General features: G+C 58.8%; 12 protein-coding genes and 1 pseudogene. 6 read left to right on the top strand and 7 right to left on the bottom strand.

Features of this window, described 5'->3' with window-relative positions; translation table 11 throughout:
• Nucleotides 1-85 precede the first annotated feature (85 nt).
• Nucleotides 86-1,066: a YdcK family protein gene (gene ydcK, locus BV390_RS25950; protein ID WP_085397477.1), complete on the top strand. Its 981-nt coding sequence runs from the start codon at nt 86-88 to the stop codon at nt 1,064-1,066.
• Nucleotides 1,067-1,115: 49 nt separating this feature from the next.
• Here ydcK and rimL read toward each other — a convergent pair whose 3' ends face one another.
• From rimL to ycaC, 5 genes are all read right to left on the bottom strand, one after another.
• Nucleotides 1,116-1,682: a 50S ribosomal protein L7/L12-serine acetyltransferase gene (gene rimL, locus BV390_RS25945; RefSeq protein ID WP_032696299.1), complete on the bottom strand. Its 567-nt coding sequence runs from the start codon at nt 1,680-1,682 to the stop codon at nt 1,116-1,118.
• Between the two features lie 58 nt (nt 1,683-1,740).
• Entirely contained in the window at nt 1,741-3,396 is a 1,656-nt protein-coding gene (locus BV390_RS25940; RefSeq protein WP_085397476.1) for a glucan biosynthesis protein D, read from the bottom strand.
• 190 nt (nt 3,397-3,586) lie between these two features.
• Nucleotides 3,587-4,366 (bottom strand): ABC transporter substrate-binding protein, encoded by a 780-nt coding sequence (locus tag BV390_RS25935; protein ID WP_369804370.1) that lies wholly within the window; start codon nt 4,364-4,366, stop codon nt 3,587-3,589.
• 11 nt (nt 4,367-4,377) lie between these two features.
• The gene (locus tag BV390_RS25930) at nt 4,378-5,547 is read right to left on the bottom strand and encodes a pyridoxal phosphate-dependent aminotransferase (RefSeq protein ID WP_032687919.1); all 1,170 of its coding nucleotides are present in this window, start codon (nt 5,545-5,547) and stop codon (nt 4,378-4,380) included.
• Nucleotides 5,548-5,691: 144 nt separating this feature from the next.
• Nucleotides 5,692-6,315, bottom strand: coding sequence for an isochorismate family cysteine hydrolase YcaC (gene ycaC / locus BV390_RS25925; RefSeq protein ID WP_085397475.1), 624 nt, complete (start codon nt 6,313-6,315; stop codon nt 5,692-5,694).
• Between the two features lie 188 nt (nt 6,316-6,503).
• Here ycaC and BV390_RS25920 point away from each other — a divergent pair, with 188 nt between their 5' ends.
• Complete coding sequence (locus BV390_RS25920; RefSeq protein ID WP_032696301.1) at nt 6,504-7,352, top strand: LysR family transcriptional regulator; 849 nt, start codon at nt 6,504-6,506, stop codon at nt 7,350-7,352.
• Here BV390_RS25920 and BV390_RS25915 read toward each other — a convergent pair.
• Together BV390_RS25915 and hglS are read right to left on the bottom strand one after the other, a co-directional pair.
• Nucleotides 7,339-8,847 (bottom strand): carboxylesterase/lipase family protein, encoded by a 1,509-nt coding sequence (locus tag BV390_RS25915; protein ID WP_032699999.1) that lies wholly within the window; start codon nt 8,845-8,847, stop codon nt 7,339-7,341. The two genes, BV390_RS25920 and BV390_RS25915, sit on opposite strands and share 14 nt — an antisense overlap.
• Nucleotides 8,848-8,903: 56 nt before the next feature.
• Complete coding sequence (gene hglS, locus BV390_RS25910) at nt 8,904-10,247, bottom strand: 2-oxoadipate dioxygenase/decarboxylase HglS (protein ID WP_085397474.1); 1,344 nt, start codon at nt 10,245-10,247, stop codon at nt 8,904-8,906.
• 242 nt (nt 10,248-10,489) lie between these two features.
• On the opposite strand from hglS, the gene pcaH reads away from it, so the two are divergent.
• From pcaH to BV390_RS32000, 4 genes and pseudogenes are all read left to right on the top strand, one after another.
• The gene (gene pcaH, locus BV390_RS25905; protein WP_032687924.1) at nt 10,490-11,230 is read left to right on the top strand and encodes a protocatechuate 3,4-dioxygenase subunit beta; all 741 of its coding nucleotides are present in this window, start codon (nt 10,490-10,492) and stop codon (nt 11,228-11,230) included.
• The gene (pcaG, locus tag BV390_RS25900) at nt 11,227-11,847 is read left to right on the top strand and encodes a protocatechuate 3,4-dioxygenase subunit alpha (RefSeq protein ID WP_085397473.1); all 621 of its coding nucleotides are present in this window, start codon (nt 11,227-11,229) and stop codon (nt 11,845-11,847) included. Before pcaH ends, pcaG begins: the two co-directional genes overlap by 4 nt.
• A gap of 169 nt (nt 11,848-12,016) precedes the next feature.
• A complete protein-coding gene (locus BV390_RS25895) occupies nt 12,017-12,940 on the top strand; it encodes a LysR substrate-binding domain-containing protein (RefSeq protein ID WP_004861430.1) in 924 nt (307 codons plus the stop codon).
• A 32-nt stretch (nt 12,941-12,972) separates the two neighbouring features.
• Nucleotides 12,973-13,083 (top strand): annotated as a pseudogene (locus BV390_RS32000) (hypothetical protein); the annotation flags it as partial.
• Between the last annotated feature and the right edge of the window lie 346 nt (nt 13,084-13,429).

Raw genomic sequence — 13,429 nt, 5'->3', positions numbered from 1 at the left:
AGAACCTTATAAAACACGCTACGGAGATTTTTGCTATGTTTGTGTTAACCAAAAGTAAAAAGAAGCCTTGATAAGAGAAGTCTTGATGAACAAATATCGTCTGAGCGACAAGGTTCGCCTGTTTCACTATGAAGAGGACGGGATTAAACATAGCGTAAATCTGCGGCAAATTGTGGCCCTGCGTGATTTCGCCGATGTGCGGGCCGGCAGCGAAGGCGGCTGGCTGGACGATGAGGCGGCGCTGAGTCAGGCGGGCACCTGCTGGATCTACGACCCCAACAGCGCGGTGTTTGCCGGTGCGCGGATCGAAGATAATGCGCGGCTGACCGGGACCTGCATCGTCAGCCACTTCGCTATCATCCGCGACGAGGCATGGATCGACCACGGTACCATCAGCCATCACGCCCTTATTTGTGACAACGTCACGCTTCAGAACTCCCGCGTTCGCGGCTTCTGCCGCCTTGCCGACCAGGCGCGCATTCTCCCCCACTGCCTGATTATCGCCGCCCAGGGACTGACCGCCGACCGCGACAAATATCTGCAAATCTACCAGCGGGCGACGGTCAGCGCTTCGCGCATCGTTCATCAGGCGCAGATTTACGGGGATGCCTTCGTGGAGCACGCCTTTGTTGAGCACCGGGCGGAAATATTTGACTATGCCCGGCTGGAAGGCAATGAAGAAAACGATGTCTGGGTCTGCGATAACGCCAGGGTCTACGACCATGCGCGCCTGATTGCCGGACGCGCTGAGGATGCGATACCGACGCTACGCTACAGTTCGCAGGTGGCAGAGAACGCCGTGATTGAGGGCAACTGCGTGCTCAAACATCGGGTGATGGTGGGCGGTCACGCCCGGCTGTGCGGCGGCCCGATCCTGCTGGATGACGACGTGCTGGTGCAAGGACATGCCCACATCAGTGGCGATGTGGTGATCGAACATCGGGTCGAAATTACCGACAACGCGCGGATTGAGGCGCTGAACGGCGACGCGATTCATCTGCGCGGTCGCAAAGTGATCAATGGCGCGCAGCAGATTACCCGCACGCCGCTGCTGGGATCGCTGTAGCGCTGTATCCCGGCTAAGGCGTCACGCCGCGCGCCGGGAACCCCTATCATCAGGAGGCGGGGCTATCGATAATCCGCCCGTAGATATTCTGATCGTCATAAGCGCCGTTCAGATACTCGGCCTGTTTCAGACAGCCTTCGAGGGTAAAGCCATTGCGCAGCGCCACCTGGTTGCTCTTGTGGTTAGCCACCCGGCATTTAATCACGAAGCGCCGGACTTCGCCGCGGCGAGCGTAGTAGTGCATAAAGGCCTGCAGCGCCTGGGAAAGCAGCCCTTGCCCCTGGTGATGTTCATCAATCCAGTAACCGATGTAGCCGGTTTTATTCAGCGGTTCAATCTGGTTGAACGACAGCACGCCCACCATCTCATCGCGCAAAAACAGTAAAAACATTTTCGCGTAACCGCGCTGGTGCAGCATCACGTTTCCCTGGACATGGCGACGGGTTTCATCTTCGCTGTCGACCGCGGCGGGCCAGCTAAGCGAATGCTGTAACCAGTGTTTATTCTTCTCCACCAGCAGGTGTAAGTCGGTAACGTAACGCTCGTCCACCGCGCGCAGCGTCAGCTGGTCGGTGACCGGGATCGTTTCAGGAACGGGGGTTTTTTCTGCGGACATGACTCTCTCTCACTGCGGGAAAACCCGTCTACGGCACGCAGACGGGCAACCGCGACGGTTACTTCATAACCCGGTCATCAACGTAGTTGCGTTTATCCGGAGCCGGCGGGAAATACTGGTACAGCCAGGTCTCACTGATGGCCTCGCCCTGGCAGCGCAGGAACATGCGCATTTCCACCGGGTCGGTGGAATCGTTGGTCGGGTACCAGTCAAACTGGATGCGATAGCCGTCGAACGGCTCAACGTACAGAATCTCGATCTGCTTCGTTTCACCGTTAGACAGGGTAATCACCGGTTCGATGCCTTTTGGCGCCGCGGCCTTCAGGTCCCCACCGACGAAATCAATGGCAAAACGGCGCGCCCATTTGTCCGGGTAGTGTTCGCCCGGCGCCCAGCCTTCCGGGAAACCGCCCATCCCGGTGCGGGTGGCCATCACCCGGGCCAGCGGAGAACGCACCGGCGGCTGCGCGCTCCAGTACAGGCGATAGCTAAAGTCCAGCTCATCACCGGCCTTGATCGCTTTTTCCGGCTGCCAGAAGCAGACGATGTTATCCAGCGTCTCACCGGTAGTGGGGATCTCCATCAGGCTGACCGCCCCTTTGCCCCACTGATTACGCGGCTCGACCCACAGGCTCGGACGCTTGTTGTACCAGCCCATGATGTCCTGGTAATGGCTGAAATCGCGGTCAAGCTGCAGCAGACCAAAGCCGCGCGGGTTCTTGTCCTGGAAGGCGTTGAACTGCAGTTTTTGCGGGTTGTTCAGCGGCCGGCAGACCCACTCGCCGTTACCGAGCCACATGGCGAGGCGGTCGGAGTCGTGAATTTGCGGGTGGATGGTGTCGCACATCCGGCGCTCGTTGTTGCCGCAGCTGAACATACTGGTCATCGGCGCGATGCCCAGCTGTTTGATATCTTTGCGGGCGTAGATGTGGTTTTCCACATCCATAATCACCTGCGCCTCCTGGCAGTTGATCACAAATTTATAGGCGCCGGTGACGCTCGGGCTGTCGAGCAGCGCATAGACGGTAAAGACCGTCGCCCCCGGCTTAACCGTCTCAAACCAGAACGAGGTAAAGTCCGGGAACTCTTCCGGGGTATCGGTGAAGGTATCGACCGCCAGACCACGAGCGGAAAGTCCATACTGATAGGTACTGTCTACCGCGCGGAAATAGCTCGCGCCGAGGAAGGCGACGATATCGCGGCGCGCCAGCTCCGGCGCTTTGAACGCGCGGAACCCGGCAAAGCCGAGGTCGGTTTGCCCTACCAGCTGTTTGGTGTCTACGCCGGCGTTGTTGTAGTTAAACAGTTCCGGGCGGAAGTGGATCTCCCGCGCCTGCTGGGTTTGCGAATCCAGCGAGAACATGCGCACGCGGCGGCGAAAGCCCATGCCGACGTGGAAGAACTGGATGTCCAGCTTGCGGTCGTCAATGTTATTCCACAGCGAATGTCCCGCATCGTACTGAATACTGTTGTAGGCCTGCGGAGTCAGATTAGCCAGCGTTGGCGGCAGGTCGCGCGGGGCGCCGCCCCACGGCTGACGCGACAGGTCGTGGGCCATCGATTGCAAAACGGTAAAGTCAAAACGGCGCGTCATCCCATCAGCAATGCCCGATTCCTCGGCAAGCGCGGCGTTAGAAAAAAGTGAAGCGACTCCTGACGTTCCGCATACGGCGGCAACAGCCATGGAAGATTTGAGAAAACGTCTGCGATTCATGCCTGAGAAAGCGTCCTTCTGTTATGCCAATTGGTCGGCAACGCGACAAACAGATGCGTCGTGAATTTCGCCCACTCTAGACAAAAACGATTGATAATCCAATTGTTGGCGACAGAAAAAGCGTGAAAAAATTCTCTCCACCGAAGCGGACTGGATCCCTCCGCAGGTTTGCCCTGCGGAGGAAAGCGGGTTATTTGACGCTGACGTCGATACCCGGGAAGTATTTCGCCGCCAGACGGGTGATGGTGCCGTCAGCGCGAACTTTGTCGATTGCCGCATCGAGCTGTTTTTTGGTCGCCTCGTCGCCTTTGCGCAGGCCGTAGCCGATCCCGCTGCCGAGAATAGTATCGTCAGCCACCGGTTTGCCGATAAAGCCAAAGCCTTTGCCCTGCGGCTTGCTGAGGAAACCGGCCTGCCCGGCGGCAGACATCACCAGCGAAGCATCGATACGGCCGTTCAGCAGATCTGCCCACGCCATATTTTGATCTTTGTAGGACACCACCGTTACGCCATGCTTCTCCCAGTGCTCTTTGGCAAAGGTTTCCTGAATCGAACCTTGCAGCACGCCGATGGTTTTGCCTTTCAGCCCTTCCGGGGTGGTCTCCATGCCGCTATCGGCTTTACCGACCAGCTGCGAGGGGATGCGATAAATCGGCTGAGTAAAATCAATGCTTTTGCGTCGCTGTTCGGTGATATTCATCGCCGAGTTAATGGCGTCGAATTTCTTCGCCACCAGCCCCGGGATCAACGCATCAAACGAGGTCTCCACCCAGCTGCATTTCAGCTGAGCCGCCTTGCAAATGGCGTTTCCGAGGTCGATATCAAAACCTTCCAGCTCCCCTGCCGTATTGCGGCTTTCAAACGGCGGGTATTCCGCTTCCACGCCGTAGCGCAGTTCGCCGGCGGCAAACGCAGAGAAGGTACACATCATCCCCAAAGCAAGGGTAAGGGCTGTTATTTTCAACTTCATCGTGGGGCTCCTTAACGCGGCTTAACGTGACACAGTGCCTGCGCACCGGCCCGCAACGTGGCTTCATCTTTAGCAAAAGAGAGGCGAATCAGTTTGTTATCCGTACCATCCGTATAAAACGCCGACAGCGGGATCGTCGCCACGCCGTAGTCGGTTATCAGCCGCTTCACCATTTCGCTGTCGCTTTCGTCGCTGAAATGGCTGTAGTCCGCCAGCATGAAGAAAGAGCCGGCGCTCGGCAACAGACGGAACGGTGAGTCAGCCAGCAGCTGACGGAGTAAATCCCGCTTCTGCTGGTAGAACGGTGCCAGCGCAAGCCAGGACTGGGGATCGGTCATATGCTCAGCAAAGGCATATTGCATCGGCGTGTCGGCGGAGAACATCAGGAACTGGTGCACCTTGCAGATCTCATCCATCAGCGCCGCCGGCGCAACGCAATAGCCGACGCGCCAGCCGGTGACGTGGTAGGTCTTGCCGAACGATGAGATGATGACGCTGCGCTCAGCCAGCTGGGGATGGGTCGCCATCCCGTGGTGGTGTTCAGCGTCAAAAACCACGTGTTCATACACTTCGTCCGACAAAATCACGATATCGGTATTGCGCGTCAGCGCCGCCAGCTGGTCTAAATCAGCGCGGGAAAATACCTGGCCGCTGGGGTTATGCGGCGTATTGACAATAATCATCCGCGTGCGCGGGGTGATGGCGGCGCGGACTTCATCCCAGTTGACGCTAAAATCAGGCACCGTCAGCTTGATAGCCACCGGCGTCGCCCCCTGCAAGCGGACAATCGGCGCATAGCTGTCGAAAGAGGGTTCAAAGTAGATAACCTCATCGCCCGGATGCACCAGCCCACCGATAGCCGAGTAGATCCCCTGGCTGGCGCTGGCGGTAATCAGGACTTCGTGGTCGACGTCATAACGCGTGCCGTACAGGGCCGCAATCTTCCCGGCAATTCGCTCCTTCAGCGCTGGCAGGCCGGTCATCGGCGCATACTGGTTATGCCCCTCCTCCATCGCCCGCGTGACTCCGGCAACCAGCCGGGCATCGCAGGCAAAATTCGGCGCGCCCTGAGAAAGGTTGATGGCATTATGCTGAGCGGAAAGTTGACCGATCACGGTAAAAATTGTCGTGCCGACATCCGGCAGTTTGGAGCGCGTGGTCACCGGGGAACTGAGACTCATAGTTAATCCTTTCTCATTTTATTTGCATAACCATTCAATCCAATGCGCTACCCGGCGACAACCGAATTGTTGTCATAGTAGCCATGCATTTTGATCATGCCTTGAGAAAAGAGACGGCCAGCCAGGGCTGGCCGGACGAGAAAACTACTTGCGGGTTAAGGTGTTAAAGCTGGTCATCAGATTGCGGTAATCGGGAATATGGTTGGAAAACAGCGTCCCCAGCCCCTCAACATCATTGCGCCAGTCGCGATGCAGCTCACACGCGGCGCCAAACCATGACATTAACTGCACGCCGGCCTGTGACATGCGATCCCAGGCAGCATCGCGGGTTATCGGGTTAAAGGTGCCGGAGGCATCGGTGATCACGAAGACCTCATATCCCTCTTCAATCGCCGACAGCGCCGGAAACGCCACGCAGACCTCGGTCACCACCCCGGCGATAATCAGCTGCTTTTTCCCCGTGGCTTTCACCGCGTTTACAAAGTCTTCGTTATCCCAGGCATTGATATTCCCTGGACGAGCAATATAGGGCGCATCCGGGAACTGCGCTTTGAGTTCCGGCACCAGCGGGCCGTTGGGGCCGTTCTCAAAGCTGGTGGTCAGGATGGTCGGCAGACCAAAATATTTCGCCATATCCCCCAGCGCCAGCACGTTGTTCTTGAATTTATCCGGGTCGATGTCGCGAACCAGAGACAACAGTCCTGCCTGATGATCCACCAGCAGCACCGCCGCCTCGTTCTTATCCAGACGTACGTAGGGTTTTGCCATGATTGACTCCTCATTTAAACATCAGGTTATCCCGCCAGCCTTTCCGCGCCGGCAGAGGTTTACTGCACAGGTCAAATCATAGTTTACTGGCGGGCTGAGGATTAGCCGGCAAAAGTGGGACGCAGTGTCCCATTCGCTGAACAAAGCGGGCATACTGTCCATGATCAAAATGCATAGCTGGAGATGAGATGTCGCGAAGCGCCCTGCCTTTTCATGCCGTGGAAACCTTTCTGGTCACCGCCAGGCACCTTAACTTAACCCATGCCGCACGCGAACTCTGCCTGACTCAGGGCGCCGTCAGCCGCCAGATTGCGGCGCTGGAGGCGTGGTTTGGTTTCCCGCTTTTTGCCCGCCACGCGCGCGGCCTGCATCTTTCGCCGCAGGGCAGCGCCCTCTACCCGGAGCTCCAGTCGGCGTTTGGCCGTCTGATCGCAGTGGCAGAACAGGCTCGTCAGCAGCAGACCGTGGTACGCCTGAAGGCGCCGACCTGCGCCATTCGCTGGCTGGTTCCCCGGCTGGTGGCTATCGAGCGGCGTCACCCGGAACTGCAAATCGCCCTGACCACCACCACGGAACATAGCGTCAATTTCAGGACCGAACCCTATGACGCCGCCATCGTCTTCGGGACTCACCACAGCGTCGGCGATCTGCTGTTTGAAGAGGCGCTGACGCCGGTCTGTAACGGTACCCTGGCGGGGGACAACATGCTAAACGACGTCACGTTTTTGCACCCGACCCGGGATAAGACCGACTGGTCGCTATGGCTGGCGGCATTCTCACCCGAGGCCCCGCTACTGATGCGTAAAAACCAGCACTTCGACACCATGGATCTGGCGATCACCGCGGCCATGCAGGGGCTGGGCGTCGCCATGGCTGACGCCACCCTGGTGGCTGAAGATGTCCGCGCCGGCCGCCTGGCGCGCCCTTTCACCCTAAGCGTAAAAACCGGCGCCAGCTACCGGCTGGTGGTCCGTAGCTCGCAGAGCAAAGCCGACGGTCTGGCGCGATTTCGAGAGGAGCTGGTTAATCCAGCGTAACGTGGTGGCGCATGACCCGGCGAAACAGCGCCAGCCGGGCGCGCATAAAGCGGTTTTCCAGCTTAAATCCGACCCGCTTATGCAGCCCGATGCGCAGCAGACGATCGCGCCCGCGCAGGCTGGCGGGCCAGCGTACCGCCCCCGGCAGTTCGCTACAGCGATGTCCGGCAAGGCGGGCGAAGTTCGCCCAGTAATTGGCGACCTGCGCGGCAAACGCGCGGTCTTCCTCGTCGGCATAGGTGCGCACCGGCTCGGCCAGGGTGAGCGTGTCAAACACATAGGGCACTTCATCGCCGTGCCACGCCCCGTGCGGACAGGTTTCATCGGCGGCACGGGGAACATAGTCAAACCAGTAGCGCCAGCACGGCTGCCCTACCCGCTGCTGGGCCTGCATCACCACATAGCCCAGCGTGGTGAAGGCCATATCGCGGCACACTTCGCGTCCCAGATTCTCATCCCCCTTGACGCCGGGATAGAGCAGTTTGATCAGGCCGAGGCCAAACCGCCGCTCGCGGCGCAGTTTCTGGATCTGCCCGGCGATATCGACGCCGAATACCGCCATCACGCTGGCCTCGTCGCTGTTAGAGCCAACCATCACTGGCATCGGGTGCTGGCGGCCGGCAAAAAACGCCTCCAGCATCGGCTGCGGTAACACCGCATCGCCGACGATCGGTACCGGCCCGGTATTCAGCGGCGCGGTCAGCGACCAGAATGCCTCCGCGGGAATCGCCCGCAGCTGTGCGGCGCTGGCCTGTGGCAGCGAGAAGTGTTCCGCCAGCAAACGCCCTTTCTCCAGCGCGTTTTCTCGCGGCAGATCCGGCAGCGTATAGCCGCTCTGGATGATGGCCTTATGGAACAGTCCGCGGGATTTCGGCGATACCATTAGCGAGAGCACGCTGCGCGCCCCGGCCGATTCGCCAAACAGGGTGACGTTGGTGGCGTCGCCGCCAAAAGCGTGAATATTATCCTGCACCCATTGCAGCGCGGCAATTTGGTCAAGGAGGGCGAAATTATAGACTCGTTCGCCGTCTTCCCCTTCCAGCGCCGGATGGGCGAAGAACCCCAGATGCCCCAGCCGATAGTTGACGGTCACCACCACCACGTCGCGGGCCGCCAGCGCTTTACCATCGTAAGGGGGCAGGCTGCCGGCGCCAATGGTAAACCCGCCGCCGTGCAGCCAGACCATGACCGGCAGCGGCTGAGTGCGTCCGGCGGGTGCCCAGACGTTAAGGTAGAGACAATCTTCTGAGAAGCGACCGGGATCGCCGCCGCCCAGCTCGCGGCAGTACTCAATATCTTGCCAGCTGGCGGCGGAGAAGGTGTCGGCCTGGCGGACGCCCTGCCAGCGCGCGGGCGGTTGCGGCGCGCGCCAGCGAAGTTCGCCGACCGGCGGCGCGGCAAAGGGAATACCGCGCCAGAGATGAATGCCCTGTTCAGTGATGCCGGATAACGTCCCCTGCCGGGTTTTGACCAGTGGGGTAGACGGGTTCTGCATGACCTGCTTCCTTTTACTGACTGTCGTCAATGATTCATGTCAGCAGAGTACCGGTTTCAGAGCAGACCGCAACGACGTTTACTGCGCTCCTCGGCCTGTTGATAGAGAGCAAACTCGTCCAGCACCGGGCAACCCAGCGCCGTTTCAAAGGCGTCACGGCTGGCATTGCCATGGCTGCGGGCCTGAATGTCATTGCCAAGATTTGACTGGAAAATCCCTGCCGCGCTCACCGGTAAAAAATCTTCATAAATAATCGGTTGCGCCACCACCCAGCCGCGTTCGATTAACGGCTGCGGATCGTCGCCGGGGCCAAAGGCATGACGATGGGCTTCCCCGGCGGGGGTCAGGCGATAGCGGAACCACGCCAGCCCCTGCTGACGCAGCAGGAATTCGCTGTCCGGGAACTGGCTGAACACCTCCTGCAGATGGCGCTGATGGTGGAGGTTGTCTTTCCCGACGCCAGCTTCGTTCAGCAAGCGATCGTACAGCGCCCGGCCTTTCGGCGTCAGCGCAATCCCGCGTTGCTCTATCTCGCCAAAACGCGCGCTGTGGGTCCCCTGGTGCTCCCCGGCAAACACCACCGGTTCTTCGAGGGCCTTAAAACTGGTCTGGCGCAGCAGAATCGGCACCTCACGACGCGGCGGCCCTTCAATTAATGCCTTCGGTACCATCCCGCACTCCGGCATCAGCGCCTGAACCCGGTCGATATCCAGCGTGCGCGGCGTCAGGTGGTTGATATGGCAGCCGGGGAAGCAGACCACATCGGCAATCAGCCGGTGCTCATTATGCAGCGCATAATAGGTGTCGGCGTCCACCGTTGCGTGGCTGTGCCAGCGGAACGTCTCCAGCGCCTGGTGGACAAATTCCCGAGCCTGCGCCGGCGAAAAGTGGCCCTGCTCTTCGTGCACAGCGAGGAGCTCACGACAGCGGGGAGTAAAAATATCGCGCCGGGCGAGGATCGCCGCCGCACGCTGGCGCAGCTCAACGTTGGCAATCAGTTCCAGACGCAGCAGCGAGGTAAAAATACGAAACGGATTGCGCGCCAGCGCCGCGTCATCAATCGGGCGAAACGCGGTAGAGTGCACCGGCACGCCGGCCTGCGACAGATCGTAATAGCTGACGGGGAACATCCCCATAATGGCAAACATACGCCGCAGCGTCGCCAGTTCTTCCGCCGTGCCAACGCGGATCGCGCCGTGGCGCTCGACGTTAAGTCGCGACAGCTCATCGGCATTCGCCAGCTGCTCATGCAGTTTAGGATTATGCTCCAGCACCGCCAGATTTACGTCCGCCACCAGCTCCAGTAACGTCCCGTACTGTGGAACTTCCTGCTGGTACATCGCCGACATTGCCTGCGAAAAGTTTTCCCGAATCTCATCAGCCGTGATGGTGTTCGCCATGATGCCTTACCTCCAGTGAATACTTCCTGGAGTGTAGAAAAGGCCCATGGCAACGGCGGGAAGAATTTACAAATTGTGATGCGGATAACCTGCCTCACTCCTCGGTGCCGTCCTGAGCATAACCGTGGGTTATGCAAAACGACCATTAATTTCACTTTAAAGTAACAAAACATTTACACACACTGTTTCTGGCGATATGACAATAAAAAGCCCTCTACCGATAAAAACGGAGCCACTACCCTATGAATGATAAATGGTCACCGCGCGAGGTTGTGCATCGCGACTATAGCAGTCACCCGCCCGCCTTTGCGCCGGGCTACAAAACCAGCGTCCTGCGCTCACCGCGCAATGCACTGATCTCGCTACAGAATTCCCTGTCTGAAATTACCGGCCCGGTATTCGGTCACGACGATCTCGGGCCGCTGGATCATGACCTGATCCTTAATTACGCCAAAGAAGGTCTGCCTATTGGCGAGCGCATTATTGTCCACGGCTACGTGCGCGACGGCTTCGGCCGGCCGATGAAAAACACGCTGGTCGAGGTGTGGCAGGCCAACGCCGGCGGCCGCTATCGGCATAAAAAGGATCAGTATCTGGCGCCCATCGACCCCAATTTCGGCGGCTGCGGTCGGGTACTGACGGATGAAAACGGCTATTACTGCTTCCGCACCATTAAGCCAGGCCCCTATCCGTGGCGTAATCAGGTCAGCGACTGGCGCCCGGCACATATTCACTTTTCCCTCTCCGGGGAGGCGTGGGCGCAGCGCCTGATTACGCAAATGTATTTCGAGGGCGACCCGTTAATTAAACAGTGTCCGATCGTCAAAACCATTAATAACGACGATGCGGTTCGCACGCTGATTGCCGAACTCGACACCCATGCCGCCGTACCGCTGGATTGCCTCGCCTATCGCTTTGATCTTGTGCTGCGCGGCCATCGCGCCACGCTGTTTGAAAATCGTACCCAGGGGGCCGCCCGATGAAAGACTATTTAGCCGAAACCGCCTCGCAGACCGCCGGGCCCTATGTGCATATCGGCCTCGCCCCCGACGCCGCCGGTTTTCATATCTTTGAAAAGAATTTCGGCCCGCAGCTCGCCACGCCGGACACCGAAGGTGAGCGCATTACTATCGAAGGCCGGGTAATCGATGGTTCCGGAACGCCGGTGCGAGATGTGCTGCTGGAGCTCTGGCAGGCCAACGCCGCCGGGCGCTATCACCACCCCGACGATCGTCAGCAGCACAAAAAAATCGATCCGACCTTTCGCGGCTGGGGCCGCAGCTGCTCGGACTTTTCCTCGGGCATCTGGCGCTTTGAGACCATCAAGCCGGGAGCCGTCGTCGGCCGCGATGGCCGGATGATGGCGCCGCACGTCAATTTGTGGGTGGTGGCGCGAGGCATCAATATTGGTCTCAACACGCGGATGTACTTTTGCGACGAGCAGGAGGCGAACCTGACCGATCCGGTGCTGAATCTGATTGAGTGGGAGGTACGTCGCCAGACGTTGATTGCCCAACGCGAAGTGCGCGGCAATGAAATCGTCTACCGTTTTGATATTCACCTGCAGGGTGAGAACGAAACCGTCTTCTTTGATATCTGAGTGACTTTCCGCCTGATTTTGCCCCGACCCGGTTCGGGGCGTCTGTTTTTTCAGCAAAATAAAAATTTGTAATACAAGAGAGTGAAATGTTAATAATATTTTGCTATCAGGTTATCAAATTTCAATAACTTCGCTTGTCACCCACAGCGCTCTGTTTTTAACATCAACTATGGAAAAAAATGGTCTTTTTAGTCAGCGCATTCGCTTGCGCCATCTACACACCTTCGTGGCCGTCGCTCAACAGGGAACGCTGGGGCGTGCGGCTGAAACACTCAATCTAAGCCAACCTGCCTTATCAAAAACGCTCAATGAGCTGGAGCAGTTGACCGGTACGCGACTGTTTGAACGCGGGCGGCTGGGCGCTCAGCTGACGCTGGTCGGCGAACAGTTTCTCACCCATGCGGTTAAGGTCCTCGACGCGCTGAATACGGCAGGCCAGGCGCTTAACCGCAAAGAGGGGCTGAATAACGATGTGGTACGCATCGGCGCACTCCCGACCGCCGCCTTAGGTATTTTGCCCACTGTCATCGGCCAGTTTCACAAGCAGCAAAAAGATATCACCCTGCAGGTGGCGACCATGAACAACACCATGCTGCTGGCGGGCTTAAAATCGGGAGAAATCGATATTGGGATCGGCCGCATGTCTGACCCGGAGCTGATGAGCGGCCTCAACTACGAGCTGCTGTTCCTCGAATCCCTGAAGCTGGTGGTGCGTCCCGGTCATCCGCTATTGCAGGAAACCGTAACCCTCAGCCGGGTGATGGAGTGGCCGGTCGTCGTCTCCCCTAAAGGCACCATTCCGCGGCAGAATGCGGAAACGCTGCTGCAAAGTCAGGGGTGTAAAATCCCCGCCGGCTGTATCGAAACCCTCTCCGCGTCGCTCTCGCGTCAGCTGACCGTGGATTATGACTACATCTGGTTCGTCCCTTCCGGCGCGGTCAAAGACGACCTGCGCCGCGGGCTGCTGACCGCTCTGCCGGTGCCCACCCAGGGGGCGGGCGAACCGATCGGCATTTTGACGCGCGTCGATGCCACATTCTCCTCCGGCGCACAAACTTTACTCAGCGCCATTCGCAAATCCATGCCGGCATAATGAACGCCGGACAGGGCATCTGATGCCCTCTCCGGCATTTGTCGCAGTTAGGTATTCCGTGCCAGAAACCGCCGTGCGGTACCCTGTCCGCGGTGGATCTGAAGAGCGGTAAACGGGTGCGGCAGATGCCGATAGGCACCGTAGTACCTTTATCATCAACGCCGGCGGTGCTCATCAGTCTCCGGATCGCGGCGATGGCCTCATCGCCTGCGCGTTACCGGAACAGAAGTAAGCATCAGGGCCCCGGACGGGGTCCTGATGACTGGCAACGCATGCGCTTCTGCAATTTGCCCGGCGGCGCTACGCTTGCACGGGCCTACAGGAACAGCGCTTGCACGAACCTGCCGGAACAGCGTTTGCACGGACCTGCCGCGAACAGCGCTTGCACGGACCTGCCGCGAACAACGCTTACGCGGACTACCGGAACAGCGCTTTTGTAGGTCGGGTCAGGCGTCAGCCGCCACCCGACGGAAGCCAGCGCAATCGCTA

It is taken from the genome of Klebsiella sp. YJ (genome assembly GCF_002108615.1).
In the GTDB taxonomy this organism is placed as follows: domain Bacteria; phylum Pseudomonadota; class Gammaproteobacteria; order Enterobacterales; family Enterobacteriaceae; genus Klebsiella; species Klebsiella planticola.
This window is presented reverse-complemented; position numbering and strand designations above follow the sequence as displayed.